This is a genomic window from Stenotrophomonas maltophilia (assembly GCF_047782825.1).
In the GTDB taxonomy this organism is placed as follows: Bacteria; Pseudomonadota; Gammaproteobacteria; order Xanthomonadales; family Xanthomonadaceae; genus Stenotrophomonas.
In genome coordinates, this window is the sequence record NZ_CP180589.1 from 4,014,866 (window position 1) to 4,029,639 (window position 14,774).

Here is a 14,774-nt window from a genome sequence, read left to right on the forward strand (position 1 = left end):
GTGCGTTGGCGTGCCACGTACTGCGTGCTGCGATTGCGTTGAAAGCGGTCGTACAGGTTCAGGCGTTGGCGTGGAGCAGGAACCAGCTGGCGGCGCCGATGACGCCCAGCTGCCCGTGCTCGACCACCTTCACCGGGATGCGTGCCAGCGCTTCGCCCATCGGCCCCTTCTGCAGGTAGCGTTCGACGAAGGTGCTGGCATGCAGGTATTCGCGGATCTGCGGCAGGATGCCGCCGGCCAGGTAGACACCGCCCTGGGCGCCGTAGAACAGCGCCATGTCGCCGATGGTGCTGCCGAGCAGGCCACAGAACACATCCAGCGCCTGCCGGGCCATCGCATCGCTGCCGGCCATGGCGGTGGCGGTGACGGCGTCCGGGCTGGCCAGCGTGGCCGTTTGCCCCTGCAGGGCGCAGACGGCGTGGTACAGGTTCATCAGGCCCGGGCCGGACAGCGCGTGTTCGATCGCCACGTGCGCGCGGTCGCGCTGCATGTGGCGGACGATGGCCATTTCCAGTTCGGTGCTGGCGGCCAGGGTCGGCTGCCCGGCTTCGGTGGCCAGCACCACCGGGCCGTTCGGGGTGGGGATCCACAGTGCCGCGCCCAGGCCGGTGCCGGGGCCGACCACCAGGGTCGGGCCGCGCGCGGCAGTGTCCGGGCCGCACAGGTGCAGCACACCGCTGGCATCGACCTGCGCGGCGGCATAGGCCACGGCTTCGAAGTCATTGACGATGTGCACATGCTGCAGGCCGACCTCGGCTTCCACCTGGCGGGCCGACAGCGGCCACGGCAGGTTGGCGGTGATCACCGTGCCGTCTTCGCGGGCGAAACCGGCAGTGGCCACCACGCACTGGCTGGGCCGCGTGCTGTCACCCAGGAAGTCGGACAGGATGGCGCTCAGGCCGGTGTAATCGGCATTGCGGTACTTGCGGTATTCCAGCAGCTGCACCGGATGGGCCTGGTCACCGCTGGCCTGGGCCCGGGCCACGCGCACATGGGTGCCGCCAACGTCGGCGGCCAGGAACGAGGGCGCGACTCGGGACAGGACATGGGCCGGGGCGGGATGGCTGGCGGTCACGCGGGCTCCTGCTGCAGGTGGGGGCCGGACCCACGAAAGGCCCGGCGATTGGGGCGGAGTCTGTAACTGCGTTGACAACGATGTCAACGAGTTCGTGACACTTTCGTTGCTGCGGCGCAACGAATGAGAGACGCCGTAAACGTTTACATGGCGTGAGTGCGGCTTTCACCTGAAAGCCGTTGAGCCATGGGCCTCTAGGGGCAGAGCGCATTCAGCGCGGAACACTGCCACGCGCTTGCGCAGTGCAGCACGCGGTGCACAGGGGTGTGCAGGGAAGTTGACAAACCGCCGTAGTCCATCGAAAGAATGTGACAACGTTGTTCCCAGCCACTCTCCGACACCGCCTTCTGCGGTCGTCGCCGCAGGAGCCCTCCTGATGTCCGCCGTCACTGCTGCAAGCGCGCGCCCGAACGTCGCCGCCTCCATCGCCATCGTCGGCGTGCTGTTCTTCCTGATCGGCTTCTTCACCTGGCTCAACGGTCCGTTGATCACCTTCGTCAAGCTCGCCTTCGAGCTGAGCGAGGTCGGCGCCTTCCTGGTGCTGATGGTGTTCTACCTGTCCTACTTCTTCCTGGCCCTGCCTTCGTCGTGGATCCTGCGCCGCACCGGCATGAAGAAGGGGCTCAGCCTGAGCCTGCTGGTGATGGCAGCCGGCGCGGCACTGTTCGGTGAATTCGCCACCCAGCGCTGGTACCCCGGTGCACTCGGTGGACTGTTCGTGATCGGCAGCGGCCTGGCCCTGCTGCAGACCGCGATCAACCCCTACATCTCCATCCTCGGCCCGATCGAAACGGCCGCGCGCCGCATCGCGTTGATGGGCATCTGCAACAAGATCGCCGGCATGCTGGCGCCGGTGTTGATCGGCACGCTGGTGCTGCATGGCATCGGCGACCTGTCGGCCAGCGTCGCTGCCGCCGATGAAGCGACCAAGGCACAGCTGCTCAACGAATTCGCGGCCAAGATCCACGCGCCCTACCTGGCCATGGCCGGCGTGCTGGTGGTGCTGGCGGTGGCGGTGCTGTTCTCGCCGCTGCCGGAAATCAAGCCGTCCGAAGCCAACGCCACGCCGACCGCCGCGGGCGCCGCCGAACGCCGCAGCATCTTCCAGTTCCCGCACCTGTGGCTGGGCGTGCTGTGCCTGTTCGTCTACGTGGGCGTGGAAGTGATGGCCGGTGATGCCATCGGTACCTACGGCCACGGCTTCGACCTGCCGCTGGACCAGACAAAGATGTTCACCTCGCTGACCCTGTTCGCCATGCTCATCGGCTACGTGGTCGGCCTGCTGCTTATCCCCAAGGTGGTCTCGCAGTCGCGTTACCTGACCATTTCGGCGGTACTGGGCGTGGTGTTCTGCCTGGGCGCCTGGGCCACCCACGGCTATGTCTCGGTGGCCTTCGTGGCGCTGCTGGGCTTCGCCAACGCGATGATGTGGCCGGCCATCTTCCCGCTGGCCATCCGCGGCCTGGGCCGCTTCACCGAAACCGGTTCGGCCCTGCTGGTGATGGGCATCGCCGGCGGCGCGATCATTCCGCAGCTGTTCGCCGTGCTCAAGCAGCACATCGATTTCCAGCTGGTGTTCGTCCTGCTGATGGTGCCGTGCTACCTGTACATCCTGTTCTACTCGGTGATCGGCCATCGCGCCGGCCTGCCGCAGGACAAGGCCTGATCGGCGATGATGGACGGCAGCCAACCCCAGGAAAAGCCGATGCGCAGAGCGACCATCAAGGACGTTGCCGAAAAGGCCAAGGTCTCGCTGAAGACGGTGTCGCGGGTCATCAACAACGAACCGTCGGTGATGCAGGCCACCCGTGCGCGGGTGCTGCGGGCCATCGCCGAACTCGACTACGAACCCGATCCGTCCGCGCGCAACCTGCGCAGCGGCACCACGTTCGTGATCGGGCTGGTCTACGACAACCCCAACCCGTACCACATCATCGGCGTGCAGAACGGTGTGCTGGCCGCCTGCCGCGAAACCGGCTTCGGCCTGCAGATCCATCCCTGCGATTCCAGCTCGCCGCTGCTGGCCGATGAACTGGCCGACTGGGTGCAGCGTTCGCGCCTGGCCGGGCTGGTGCTGACTGCGCCGATGTCCGAGCGGCGCGACCTGATCCAGACGCTCACCGCGCGCGGCATCAAGCTGGTGCGCATCATTGCCGCCACCGAAGACCCGGCCGACGGTGCCTGTGTGTTCGTGGATGACCGCGAGGCTGCCTACGAAGTCACCGAGCACCTGATCCAGCTCGGCCACCAGCGCATCGGTTTCCTCTGGGGTGGTTCCTCGCACCGTTCCTCGGGCGAGCGTTACGCCGGCTACGAAGCCGCGCTGAAGGACTACGGCATGACCGTGGACAAGCACCTGGTGGTGCAGGGTGACTACACCTTCGATGATGGTTTCCGCGGTGCACGCCGCCTGCTGGCGCTGCGCGAGCCGCCCACGGCCATCTTCGGTTCCAACGACGAAATCGCGGCCGGCGTGCTGGCCGCGGCAAAGTCGGCCGGAATGAACGTGCCCTACGACCTGTCCATTGCCGGCTTCGAGGACAGCCCGTTCTCGCGCCAGTCCTGGCCGCCGCTGACCACCGCCAAGCAGGCCACCGAGGACATCGCCCGCCACGCTGCGCGCCTGTTGATCGCGCAGCTGCGCAGCGATGCCTACGACGATGCACCGGCCGCGCTGCAGAACCAGGGCTTCGTGCCGCAGCTGGTGGTGCGTGGTTCCACCGCGCCGATGCGCCCCGCCGGCGCCCGCCCCCTTTCTTCCGATCCCGCCTGAGTCCGCCATGTCGCTGTCCGACCCCACCGCCACCCTGATGTTCGCCGAGGCCGCCGAAACGGCCGAGGTGGTTGCGCGCCAGTACGCCCGCAACCACGCCACCATGGAAACGCTGGCCGCCAGCCTGCGTGCGGCACCACCGCCGTTCGTGGTGACCTGCGCGCGTGGCAGTTCCGATCATGCCGCGACCTATGGCAAGTACCTGCTGGAAACCCAACTGGGCCTGGTGGTTGCCTCGGCGTCGCCGTCGGTGGGTTCGGTCTACGCCGCACCGCTGCAGCTGCGCGGCGCGCTGTTCATCGTCATTTCGCAGTCGGGCAAGAGCCCGGACCTGCTGCGCAATGCCGAAGCGGCCAAGGCTGCCGGCGCGCGCGTGGTGGCCCTGGTCAACGTGGAAGACTCGCCGCTGGCGCAGCTGGCCGACACGGTCATTCCGCTGCATGCCGGTGCTGAAAAGAGCGTGGCGGCGACCAAGAGCTACCTGGCCTCGCTGGCCGCGCTGCTGCAGCTGGCCGCGTACTGGAAGCAGGACAGCAGCCTGCGCAATGCGCTGGACCTGCTACCCGACGCACTGCGCCAGGCATGGCAGTGCGACTGGAGCGCACTGACCGATGGCCTGGTCGATGCCGCCAACCTGTTCGTGCTGGGCCGTGGCCTGGGCCTGGGTGCGGCGCAGGAAGCGGCACTGAAGTTCAAGGAAACCTGCAGCCTGCACGCCGAGGCCTACAGCTCGGCCGAGGTCAAGCACGGCCCGATGGCGCTGGTCGGCCGCGGCTTCCCGGTGCTGGCCTTTGCCCAGCCCGATGAAACCGGTGCCGGTACCCGCGCCGTGGTGGAAGAATTCAGCGCGCGCGGTGCGCAGGTGTGGATGGCCGGCGCCGGTGGCAACCTGCCGGTGGCCGCCGCGCCGCACCCGCTGTGCGCGCCGCTGCTGACCGTGCAGAGCTTCTACCGCGCCATCAACGCATTGGCCCTGCGCCGTGGTTTCAATCCGGACCTGCCGCCGCACCTGAACAAGGTTACGGAGACGGTCTGATGGCCACGGTCCTGCGCAACGCGCGCATCCTCACCGGCGATGATTTCCGCGACGACCTGGCGGTGGTGATCGAAGACGGCCGCATCATCGCGCTGCTGCCCGATGCGGCGCCGCAGCTGGGCCAGGCCGGTGAACAGGTAGACCTGGGTGGCGGCTGGCTGCTGCCGGGTTTCATCGACGTGCAGGTGAACGGCGGTGGCGGTGCGCTGTTCAACAACACCCCCGACGTCGCCTCCCTGCGCACCATCGCGCAGGCACACCGGCGCTTCGGCACCACGGCCCTGCTGCCGACGCTGATCAGCGACGACGTGGGCGTGATGCGCGAAGCGATCGGCGCAATGCGTGAAGCGATCGCGCAAGGCGTACCGGGCGTGATCGGCATCCACCTGGAAGGCCCGTACATCGCACCGGCGCGCAAGGGCACCCACGATGCCAGCAAGTTCCGTGTTCCCGATGCGGAAGAAATCGCGCTGGCTGCATCGCTGGACAACGGGGTGACCCTGCTCACGCTGGCGCCGGAGCGTGTGCCGCTGGAGACCATCCGTGCACTGGTCGAGCGCGGGGTGATCGTGGCGGCCGGGCATACCGCCGGCACCTACGAAGAAATCCGCGATGGCCTGGATGCAGGCGTGCGTGGCTTCACCCATCTCTACAACGCGATGTCGCCGCTGCAGGGCCGCGAGCCCGGTGCCGTGGGCGCCGCGCTGGAAGACCGCGACAGCTGGATCGGCATCATCGTCGATGGCGTGCACGTGCACCCGGCCAGCCTGCGGGTGGCGCTGGCGGCCAAGCCGCGCGGCCGCCTGCTGCTGGTGACCGATGCGATGCCGCCAGTCGGCGCGGACGATCCCAGCTACGTGCTGTATGGCGAAACCATCACCGCTGTCGATGGCGTGGTGCGCAATGCCGCCGGCGCGCTGGCCGGTTCGGCGCTGGACATGGCCACCGCCGTGCGCAACACCGTGCAGCTGCTCGGCCAGCCGCTGGCCGAAGCGGCGCGCATGGCGTCCACCTATCCGGCGGAGTTCCTCAACGTGGATGACCGCCTGGGCCACATCGCCGAGGGTTACCAGGCCGATCTGGTGCTGCTGGACGATGGCCTGCAGGTGCGCGGTACCTGGATTGCCGGACAGTACGAGGCTGCCTGATGGCCGTTCCTGCAGGCGGCGCTGCCGCGCCGCGCCGGCTGGGTTCGATCGATGCCCTGCGCGGCATGACCGTGGCCGCGATGCTGCTGGTCAACAACCCCGGTGACTGGAGCGCGGTGTTCGCACCGCTGCGCCATTCCGAATGGCATGGCTGCACGCCCACCGACCTGGTGTTCCCGTTCTTCCTGTTCCTGGTGGGCGTATCGATGGCCTTCAGCGTGGCGCCGCGTGCGCACGATGCGGCCGCACGTCCTGCCCTGGCGCGTGGCGTGCTGGAGCGCGCGCTGCGCATCGCCGTTGCTGGCGTACTGCTGCACCTGCTGGTGTGGTGGGCGCTGCATACCCATCACTTCCGCATCTGGGGCGTCCTGCAGCGCATTGCGCTGTGCGCGGCGCTGGTGGGCGTGGTGGCGGTGTATGCGCGCCCGCGCATGCAGGCGGCGCTGCTGGTGGCCCTGCTGGTGGGCTACACCCTGCTGCTGCTGGGCATGGGCGATCTGGCGCCGTGGACCAACCCGGCCAGTCGCCTGGACACCGCACTGTTCGCACCCTGGGTGTACCAATGGCACGCAGATACCGGCCTGGGCCATGACCCGGAAGGCTTGTTGAGCAGCCTGGGCGCGCTGGCCAGCACCGTGCTGGGCCTGCTGGCCGGTGGCCTGCTGCGCAGTGGGCGCGCCGGTGCGCTGGCGGGGCTGGGCGCGGCGACGGCCGTGCTTGGCCTGTTGCTGGCCACCGTGCTGCCCTGGAACAAGCAACTTTGGACGCCCAGCTACGTGCTGTGGACCGGCGGCCTGGCCGCGCTGGCGCTGTGGTTGGCGCACCAGTTGATCGACCGCAGGGGATGGCCGGCAGTCGGGCGCCGCTTCGGGGTCAATGCCATCACCGCCTACCTGGGGGCCTCGGTGATGTCGGTGGCGCTGCTGGCCAGTGGCGCCTGGGGCTGGGTGTGGCAGCAGCTGGCGACGGCCATGCCCGCTGCGCTTGAACTGGCCTCGATGCTGCAGGCGCTGGCGTTCGTTGCGCTGTGGTGGGGCGTGGCCTGGTGGCTGGACCGGCGCCGCATCTATCTGAAGATCTGAACCGCGTCAGGGCCCGGCGGCCCAGTAGAGCCACGCCATGCGTGGATGCTCTTCACCCTAATGCGTGAAGAACATGAACGCTTTCATGTACATGCAGGCCGCGTGATGCCCGTTCTATTTCACACTCACAACGTGATGCATCCGGCATAACTTCATCTGCCCGAACCCTTCATGGCGCCCCGGTGGCGCCCGCAGTGTCCATATCCGCAGTTCCTGAATCCGCAGACCCAGGAGTGCCGTATGTCCGTTGCCGAATCACGCGTGCCGCGTGCGCGCCTTCTGACCCGTTGCCTGCTGCAGGCGCTGGCGTTTCCCACCGTGCTGGCGGCCGCGCCCATCGCCTGGGCGGGCTGTGACAGCGTTGCCCCGGTCGCGGGGCAGACCGTCACCTGCAGCAGCGCTGCGCCGAACCCGCAGACCGTTCCCATCAGCGCCAGCGGCGAGGCCGGCATCACCCTGAACGTCGCCAGTGGCGCACAGCTGCAGCAGAGCGGTGGTGGCAGCGCCATCAGTCTGGTCGGTGCCGGTGGCCACCAGCTCGGCAACCAGGGGGCGATCAGTTCGGTCGGCGGCATCGCCGTGCAGCTGGGCGGCGGCAGCCGCGTCGACAACCTCGGCAGCATCAGCACCGGCAACAACACCGCCCTGCAGTTCGTCGGCGCCGGTGACAGCGTGCTGGTCAACCGCGGCACGATCAGCGGCCGCACCGGCGTGCAGTCCGGTGCTGGCAACGATCGCCTGGAGATGCTGGACGGCAGCATCAGCGGTGGCGTGCTGCAGGGCGATGGCAACGACGTGCTGCTGATCAGTGGCGGCACGCTCGACAGCGTCGACCAGGGCAATGGCGATGACCAGATGACGGTCAGCGGCGGCACCATCACCGGCCTGGTGACGCAGGGCAGCGGACGCGATGATTTCGTCATGACCAGCGGCACCATCGGCGCGCTGCAGCAGGGCGACAACATCGACACCTTCCGCATGAGCGGCGGCCGCATCATCGGCGCCTTCGAGGATGGCGACCAGGCGTGGATGACCGGCGGCCGCATCGGCCGGGTCAACATGAAGCTGGACAAGAACCTGTGGGACCAGTCCGGCGGCACGGTTGACGGCAACGTGGTCACCGGCTTCGACACCGATACCATCATCATCTCCGGCACTGCATACATCGGCGGCAACATCAGCGTCAGCGGCGGCAATGACAGCGTGACCATCACCGATGGCACCGTGCGCGGGCAGGTGCTGCTCAGCACCGGCAACGACACCTTCGACTGGAACGGGGGCGGCATCGTCTACGGTGCCATCGACGCGGGCCCGGATGATGATGTCGCCACGCTCAGCAACCTCAGCCAGGCCAACATGGGCGCCGTGCCGCTGTTCGATGGTGGCAGCGGCAATGACCGGCTCAGCTTCAACAACGTAAAGACCACTGGCGTGGCCCGCTTCCAGAACTGGGAAGCGGTCAGCCTGGCCAGCAGCACCGAACTGACGTTCGATGGCGACCTGGTGCTGGGTGACAGCGCCACGGGAACCGGCACGCTGGCCGTGGATGACACCAGTACGCTCTATGCCGGCAACGGCGCGCATGCGGTGCGGCCGTTCGCTGCGGGCGCGCTGGTCAACGTGGTCAACGCCGGGCGCATCGACCTGACCGGCGTTGGCGCAGGCGATGTCTTCAGCATCCGCGGCAACTACCGCGGTGATGGCGGCGGCCTGTACCTGCGCACGGTGCTGGCCGGGGATGGCGCCAGCAGTGACCGCCTGGTGATCGATGGCGGCAGCGCGACCGGGACCACTGGCATCGGCATCATCAATGCCGGGGGCGGTGGCGCGGCGACGTTGGCCGACGGCATCCTGGTCGTGCAGGCGCTCAATGGCGGGACCACGGCAGCAGGGGCGTTCTCGTTGTTCGCGCCGGTATCGGCCGGTGCGTACGAGTACTTCCTGTTCAAGGGCGGCGTCAGTGCCGGTACGGGCGAGAACTGGTATCTGCGTTCGACCCTGGTGGCGGGGCCGGTGCCCGCGCCGAACGGCACCGGGATCAACGCCGAGCCGCCGCCTCCCACCCCAACGGCACCACCTCCTCCCCCGATCGCACCGGCTCCGCCGCCGCCGCCGGAGGGCGCAGTCGATCCAGACCTGACCGCAGGCGAAGCCGCACCGCCGCCGCCGCCCCCCGAGCCTGCACCGGTGGCGCCGCCCACGGACCCGGCCGTGCCCGACGTACCGATTGCCGGCAGCAGCCTGCCCGGCGCGGGCGCGCTCCCGCCCAGCCCAGGTGCGCGCGCGGCGCAGGGGGATGTGGTGCCACTGTATCGGCTGGAAACCGCAGCCTATGGCGTGGTGCCGCCCCTGCTGCGCGAGACCTCGCTGGCCAGCCTGGGAACCTTCCACGAGCGCCAAGGCGAACAGCGCCTGCTTTACAGCAACGGCGCCTTCCGCACCGCCTGGGGGCGGCTGGTGGGGCAGAGCAGCGAGATCCATTGGAAGGGCGACGCACAGCCTGGCTTCGATGGCGATGTGATGGGCGTGCAGGCCGGCCTGGATCTGTGGGCCGCGGCCGCTGACAACCACCGCAACCAGGTGGGCGTGTTCGTCGGCCGTACCCGCGCGCAGGGCAGGACCACCGGCCTGGCACTGGGCTGGGAAAACGTGCAGGTGGGCCAGAATCGCGTGGATGACAAGCACGTGGGCCTGTACTGGACGCTGACCGGCAGCGGCGGCGGCTACATCGATGCCGTGGCCATGCAGAGCCGCTACGACGGTCGCACGCGATCCGCGCGCGGGCTGGGCATCGACGTGAAGGGTGATGGCACCACACTGTCACTGGAAGCGGGCAAGCCCGTGCTGCAGCTGGGGCAGTCGTCGTGGTGGCTGGAGCCGCAGGTGCAGGTGATCTGGCAGCGCAGTTCGCTGGATGATCAGCGTGATGCGGTTTCCACTGTCCGTTTCGACAACGACAACGCCTGGACCGGCCGCGTCGGCCTGCGCCTGGCGGGCGACTACCAGCTGGCCGACAACGGCTGGCAGCCGTACTTCAAAGTGAACTACTGGCACGGCCGTTCCGGCGAGGACCGCATCCAGTTCGACAGCGACACGATCATCAATTCGCAGCGCTCGCGCGCGCTGGAAGCCGGTGTTGGTGTGGTCGCACGCTTCAACCGCAGCATCAGCGCGTATGCCGTGGCCGACTACACGCGCGAACTTGGTGGCGACCGCAACGAGAAGCGCCGGATCATCGAGGGCAACATTGGACTGCGCGCGGACTGGTGAAGTTCCTGCGTTGGCAGGTGTGATCGCTTTGGGGGGGGCGTCCCTGTTCGCCACCCTCTGCAACATCTCTCGTCCCTTGGGGGGGGCATCCCTAGGAATTGATGAATCCATAGATAAGCTCACCCTTCACGAAGCAGACATGAAGAATGGCCTCGCTGGGCATGCCGTCCTCCAGGATGTAGCAATCAACTGCGATATCCCCATCACCGCAGTCATATGTGGTCAGTAACGGCCACTCCTCTGCCGTCGCGCTTTCCGTACGTGAGCAGATGGAAAGAGTTGCGCCCTCCATCAGGTAAATCGGAAGAAGCTCGTAGATCTCGGAGATCATGACTGGGGTCAGATCAAAGACCTCTCTCAGTGTATTGCTGTCGCGATCGGATAACGCCTGCACGAACTTTCGCAGTAGTTCATAGCGTTCTTCGTCCATGCGTTGAAAGGGTTGATTTTCCATTGGTCGAAAGCTCCAGGAAGTGTGCTGGTATCGAGCAGCCTTCGTCGGCGTGCCTCCGCAGTGGTGCGGCTCCCTCCGGCGCAACTGCATGGTTGGTCGGCACCACCGCCGCCTGCTATGGGTTCTCCCTGTGAAAGGGGGGCGATGCGGGCTGGCTTGCCAGTGAATCTGCCCCAAGGAAACCAGAACAACGGATTGCGAAGGTCCCTGCGCGCTGCCCGCTGCAACACGATGGATGACGCAGTATCCGCACCCGTGACAGGGCCGCAAGCCCGCGCTTGGATAGCTTCATTCAGGACATCAGCCCTGGCCGGCGCAAAGCGCGATGGCAGAGTCAGATTCGCGCTTTGCCTGCAAGAGATGGCATGTGGAAAGGTGGAAGTCGTGTCCCATCTGGTTCGTGCCGATTCCGACACGCGGAAGCGATAGCAAACGCGTATGCTGCAGTACTCACCCACGACGAAGGAACGTCGAATGTCGCCTGATTTTCGTGTGATGGTCGCTGCACTAGGCGCCCTGTTCTGCGCCACAACACACGCTGCGGCCGCTGACGCCATTGACTTGCCCACACAAGAGGCGCAAGTCCAGCTGCTGGATATTCTGGAAACCCAGTCCCTGTACCGTGATCGCGTCGATTGGAACGAAGTGCGCACGCGCCTGGCCGCCGCAGGCGATGACCGCGCGCAGCAACGCCGCGTACTGGATGATGCCGCGGCACGCAGCAGCGGCGGCCACGGCCGCTGGATATCGGCTGGGGAACAGCAGCAGCGGTCCGGGCGCGCCCAGCGCTTGAACGCGGGCCAGGCCGCTGCGCTGGCAGCGCCCAGCCAGGCCAACGCCCGCATCGGCGTGCTGCAGGTGAGCCCCTTCGTGGAAGATCTGCAACGCAGCGAGCAGGAACGCCATGACGCACGCAAGGCCTACGCGCTGGCGCTGCAGGCACGCATCGTCGCTCTGGATGACGGCACGCGCTGCGGCTGGGTGGTGGACGTCAGCAGCAACGGCGGTGGCAACATGTGGCCGATGCTGTTCGGCCTGCTGCCCTTGCTGCACGGCACGCCGGATGCACAGGGCGCGCTGATCGGTGCCTTCCGCAGTGCCGATGGACTGCTGTGGTGGCGGCAGGCGGAAGGTGAGGTCATCCAGGGCAACACCTCGATGCTGCGCTCGCGGCAGGGCAGCTATCGACTGCGTGCGGGCACCGCCCCGGTGGCGGTGGTGATGGGCGCGGGCAGCGCAAGTTCCGGCGAGGCGGTCGCGCTCGCCTTCCGCGGGCAGCCGGACAGCCGCAGTTTCGGCCAGCCCAGTGCAGGCTTTTCCACCGGCAATCAACCGAGAAGGCTGGTGGACGGCACGACCTTGCTGTTGACCCACAACGTAATGGCCGACCGCAACGGGCACGGTGACGGCACCCGGCTGCAGCCCGACCAGGTCACTGCCCGTGGCCCGGCCACCCTGCAGGCCGCCCAGGCCTGGCTGCTGGACCAGCCGGCCTGCAGGAAGGACTGACCGGTGCTGCTGATCGGCCAACAGGAACGGGTGGTGGTGGTCGGCCCCACCGAAGCCCATCACTGCCTGCGTTGCCAGACCGAGACCGCCTTCGCCCCGCAGCTGCGTTATCGCATGGCGCGCGTCGACCTGCTGTTCGGCTTCGTCTACCAGCGCCGCTACGAACTGGCCTGCACCGGCTGCGAGCACGGCTGGGTGCTGGATACCGAGACCATGGACCAGCAGCTGGGCGGGGTGCCGATTCCGTTCCGGCACCGCTTCGGCCTGCCGCTGATGCTGCTGGGCGTGGCCGCGCTGGCGGTGGCTGGCTGGATGTGGCGGCAGGGGCACCTGGCCTGAGCCCCCGGCCTGCTAAAGTGACAGCCTGCAATCACGTACCGGAACCGACCATGGACCACGACACGCCGTTCGAACCCCTCAACGACCTGGAGGTCCGCCTGCTGCAGGCACAGGACGGTACGCTGACCGCGTCGCAGTTCCTCGACGGCCTGCTGACCGCGCCGGTGTTCGTGCTGCTGGACAAGGCCATCGGTGAGGATGGCGCCTGGGATGAGAGCATTTCGCCGCTGGTGCTGACCAGCGAGGGCGGCGAGCCGATGTTCGCGGTGTTCACCGCGCCCGAGCGGGCCGGCCTCTGGCACGAGCAGCTGCCGCAGTTCGCCCATGCCATGCCGATCGCAGTGCATGCGCTGCTGGCCGGCATTGGCGACGGCGTGGGCCTGGTGTTGAACCCGGGCCTGGACGTGGGCATGGAGATGATTCCCGACGCGGTGGCCCAGCTGAAGGAACGCGCCGCGGCGATCACCCGCGGCATGGCGCACTGAATCCAGGGGTTTTCTGGTTGCCGGCCAGCGGCCGGCACTACCGCCAACAACCCGCGTGTGGCTGGTACGGCGCTTGAGAATCAGCGCGCGGCCGCAATCGCCTTCACCCGCGCCCGGGCCAGCGCCTCGCCAACGGCGGGGCCTTTCAGGTGGGTCATGTCCAGATCGCGCGCCTGTACTGACAGTGCTGCCTGGTGCAGGCGCCTGAGCGTCTCGCCCTGCGGGTAGTCGCTGTCCTCGAAGCCCTGCCGGCCGCGCTTGTCGGCCTCGCAGCACAGCGCGATGCGGGCCACGCGCTCGGGGCGGCGCAGGGCATCGCAGCGGCCGAGCAGGTCCAGCACGGTGGCATCGCGCAGTTCGTCGATGCGGTGCACGTTCAAGTGCTCGCGACAGACCGCTTCGGCCAGCTGCTGGTGCTCGGTGGGAATCTTCAGCCTCGCGCACAGCTCCTTGAGCGGCTTCACGCCACGCTGCTCGTGCATGATGTGGCGCGGCCATTCGTCCGGCGGGGTCAGGCCCTTGCCCAGGTCGTGGGTGAGCGCGGCGAAGCCGACCAGGTCATCGCCCGGTGCGAGCTTTGCAGCCATGTCACTGACCATTTCCTGGTGGACGCCGGTATCCACTTCGGGGTGGAACTCCGCCCGCTGCGGCACGCCGTACAGCGCTTCCAGTTCCGGCAGGATGGGGCCCAGCGCGTGCGCGTCGTGCAGGGTGCGCAGGAAGGCCGAGGGCCGTTCGCAGACCAGCGCCTTGCGCAGCTCCTGCCACACGCGTTCGGGCACCAGCGCATCCAGTTCGCCACTGGCGGCCACCTCGCGCATCAGCGCCAGGGTCTGCGGGGCGACGCTGAAGCCCAGCGGCGCGAAGCGCGCCATGAAGCGCGCCGCCCGCAGCACGCGCAGCGGATCTTCAACGAAGGCCGGGCCGACGTGGCGCAGCACGCGCTGCTGGATATCGCGTACACCGCCGTAGGGATCGACCAGCGTGCCGTCGGCCTCATCGCAGGCGATGGCGTTGATGGTGAAATCGCGGCGCAGCAGGTCTTCTTCCAGGGTGACCGCCGGATCGGCATCGACCACGAAGCCGCGGTAGCCGCGGCCGGATTTGCGCTCGGTGCGCGCCAGCGCGTATTCCTCACCGGTCTTCGGGTGCAGGAACACCGGGAAGTCGCGACCCACGGCGGTGTACCCCTGCGCTTCCATCTGCGCGGGGGTGGCACCGACCACCACCCAGTCACGGTCGCCGGCGGGGCGCTGCAGCAGGCGGTCGCGTACGGCGCCGCCGACAAGATAGATCTTCATGCACGCGATGATCGCATGCCGGGCCGGGTTACCACGGCATCGCGCGCCATGCCGGCACGAACACCCCGCCTACGAACCACAGCCCGTAGACGATCCACAGGCAGAGGAAATACAGCTTGATCTGCGCCTCGTCCCACAGGCTGCCCCAGCTGTCGACGAAAGCCAGTGACTTCCAGCCTTTCATCCAGGCCGCGCCACCCCAGCGCAGCACCCAGATGGCGAACAGGCTCCAAGCGGCGAACAGCGCGATCCATGCCAGCAGGCTCATCGTTTCCCCAGGTAGCGCCGGGCCATGCCCGGCG

General features: G+C 67.8%; 13 protein-coding genes. 9 read left to right on the forward strand and 4 right to left on the reverse strand.

Annotation, left to right across the window (positions count from 1 at the left end):
• Window positions 1–58 precede the first annotated feature (58 nt).
• Window positions 59–1,075, reverse strand: coding sequence for a glucokinase family protein (locus tag ACM2ZB_RS18560; protein ID WP_416056522.1), 1,017 nt, complete (start codon window positions 1,073–1,075; stop codon window positions 59–61).
• A 376-nt stretch (window positions 1,076–1,451) separates the two neighbouring features.
• Here ACM2ZB_RS18560 and ACM2ZB_RS18565 point away from each other — a divergent pair, with 376 nt between their 5' ends.
• From ACM2ZB_RS18565 to ACM2ZB_RS18590, 6 genes are all read left to right on the forward strand, one after another.
• On the forward strand, window positions 1,452–2,741 hold the full coding sequence (locus ACM2ZB_RS18565) for a sugar MFS transporter (RefSeq protein ID WP_416056523.1): 1,290 nt from the start codon (window positions 1,452–1,454) through the stop codon (window positions 2,739–2,741).
• Window positions 2,742–2,780: 39 nt separating this feature from the next.
• Complete coding sequence (locus ACM2ZB_RS18570) at window positions 2,781–3,848, forward strand: LacI family DNA-binding transcriptional regulator (RefSeq protein ID WP_313442274.1); 1,068 nt, start codon at window positions 2,781–2,783, stop codon at window positions 3,846–3,848.
• 7 nt (window positions 3,849–3,855) lie between these two features.
• On the forward strand, window positions 3,856–4,884 hold the full coding sequence (locus tag ACM2ZB_RS18575) for an SIS domain-containing protein (RefSeq protein ID WP_416056524.1): 1,029 nt from the start codon (window positions 3,856–3,858) through the stop codon (window positions 4,882–4,884).
• Window positions 4,884–6,032 carry an N-acetylglucosamine-6-phosphate deacetylase gene (gene nagA / locus ACM2ZB_RS18580; protein WP_313442270.1) on the forward strand — a complete coding sequence of 383 codons (1,149 nt, stop codon included), beginning with the start codon at window positions 4,884–4,886 and terminating at the stop codon, window positions 6,030–6,032. Before ACM2ZB_RS18575 ends, nagA begins: the two co-directional genes overlap by 1 nt.
• The gene (locus tag ACM2ZB_RS18585; protein WP_416056525.1) at window positions 6,032–7,114 is read left to right on the forward strand and encodes an acyltransferase family protein; all 1,083 of its coding nucleotides are present in this window, start codon (window positions 6,032–6,034) and stop codon (window positions 7,112–7,114) included. Before nagA ends, ACM2ZB_RS18585 begins: the two co-directional genes overlap by 1 nt.
• A gap of 240 nt (window positions 7,115–7,354) precedes the next feature.
• Window positions 7,355–10,384, forward strand: coding sequence for an autotransporter outer membrane beta-barrel domain-containing protein (locus tag ACM2ZB_RS18590; protein WP_416056526.1), 3,030 nt, complete (start codon window positions 7,355–7,357; stop codon window positions 10,382–10,384).
• A 91-nt stretch (window positions 10,385–10,475) separates the two neighbouring features.
• On the opposite strand, the gene ACM2ZB_RS18595 is transcribed toward ACM2ZB_RS18590, so the two are convergent.
• Window positions 10,476–10,838, reverse strand: a complete 363-nt coding sequence (locus ACM2ZB_RS18595; protein WP_416056527.1) for a hypothetical protein — start codon at window positions 10,836–10,838, stop codon at window positions 10,476–10,478.
• A 561-nt stretch (window positions 10,839–11,399) separates the two neighbouring features.
• Between ACM2ZB_RS18595 and ACM2ZB_RS18600 the strand changes: the two genes are divergently transcribed.
• The 3 genes from ACM2ZB_RS18600 to ACM2ZB_RS18610 are packed head-to-tail and all read left to right on the forward strand — an operon-like array spanning window position 11,400 to window position 13,171.
• Entirely contained in the window at window positions 11,400–12,347 is a 948-nt protein-coding gene (locus ACM2ZB_RS18600; RefSeq protein ID WP_416056528.1) for a S41 family peptidase, read from the forward strand.
• 3 nt (window positions 12,348–12,350) lie between these two features.
• Window positions 12,351–12,686 (forward strand): hypothetical protein, encoded by a 336-nt coding sequence (locus ACM2ZB_RS18605; RefSeq protein WP_313442262.1) that lies wholly within the window; start codon window positions 12,351–12,353, stop codon window positions 12,684–12,686.
• A gap of 50 nt (window positions 12,687–12,736) precedes the next feature.
• Window positions 12,737–13,171 carry an SseB family protein gene (locus ACM2ZB_RS18610; RefSeq protein ID WP_416056529.1) on the forward strand — a complete coding sequence of 145 codons (435 nt, stop codon included), beginning with the start codon at window positions 12,737–12,739 and terminating at the stop codon, window positions 13,169–13,171.
• Between the two features lie 80 nt (window positions 13,172–13,251).
• Here ACM2ZB_RS18610 and ACM2ZB_RS18615 read toward each other — a convergent pair whose 3' ends face one another.
• Together ACM2ZB_RS18615 and ACM2ZB_RS18620 are read right to left on the reverse strand one after the other, a co-directional pair.
• The gene (locus ACM2ZB_RS18615; protein WP_416056530.1) at window positions 13,252–14,472 is read right to left on the reverse strand and encodes a multifunctional CCA addition/repair protein; all 1,221 of its coding nucleotides are present in this window, start codon (window positions 14,470–14,472) and stop codon (window positions 13,252–13,254) included.
• Window positions 14,473–14,500: 28 nt separating this feature from the next.
• A complete protein-coding gene (locus ACM2ZB_RS18620; RefSeq protein ID WP_416056531.1) occupies window positions 14,501–14,740 on the reverse strand; it encodes a hypothetical protein in 240 nt (79 codons plus the stop codon).
• Window positions 14,741–14,774 lie beyond the last annotated feature (34 nt).

Excerpts from the sequence above, each read along its gene's own strand:
- ACM2ZB_RS18570 (WP_313442274.1), top strand. The coding sequence starts at position 2,781 with ATGCGCAGAGCGACCATCAAGGACGTTGCCGAAAAGGCCAAGGTCTCG.
- ACM2ZB_RS18620 (WP_416056531.1), bottom strand. The coding sequence starts at position 14,740 with ATGAGCCTGCTGGCATGGATCGCGCTGTTCGCCGCTTGGAGCCTGTTC.
- ACM2ZB_RS18585 (WP_416056525.1), top strand. The coding sequence starts at position 6,032 with ATGGCCGTTCCTGCAGGCGGCGCTGCCGCGCCGCGCCGGCTGGGTTCG.
- ACM2ZB_RS18615 (WP_416056530.1), bottom strand. The coding sequence starts at position 14,472 with ATGAAGATCTATCTTGTCGGCGGCGCCGTACGCGACCGCCTGCTGCAG.
- ACM2ZB_RS18590 (WP_416056526.1), top strand. The coding sequence starts at position 7,355 with ATGTCCGTTGCCGAATCACGCGTGCCGCGTGCGCGCCTTCTGACCCGT.
- nagA (WP_313442270.1), top strand. The coding sequence starts at position 4,884 with ATGGCCACGGTCCTGCGCAACGCGCGCATCCTCACCGGCGATGATTTC.
- ACM2ZB_RS18610 (WP_416056529.1), top strand. The coding sequence starts at position 12,737 with ATGGACCACGACACGCCGTTCGAACCCCTCAACGACCTGGAGGTCCGC.
- ACM2ZB_RS18595 (WP_416056527.1), bottom strand. The coding sequence starts at position 10,838 with ATGGAAAATCAACCCTTTCAACGCATGGACGAAGAACGCTATGAACTA.
- ACM2ZB_RS18565 (WP_416056523.1), top strand. The coding sequence starts at position 1,452 with ATGTCCGCCGTCACTGCTGCAAGCGCGCGCCCGAACGTCGCCGCCTCC.
- ACM2ZB_RS18575 (WP_416056524.1), top strand. The coding sequence starts at position 3,856 with ATGTCGCTGTCCGACCCCACCGCCACCCTGATGTTCGCCGAGGCCGCC.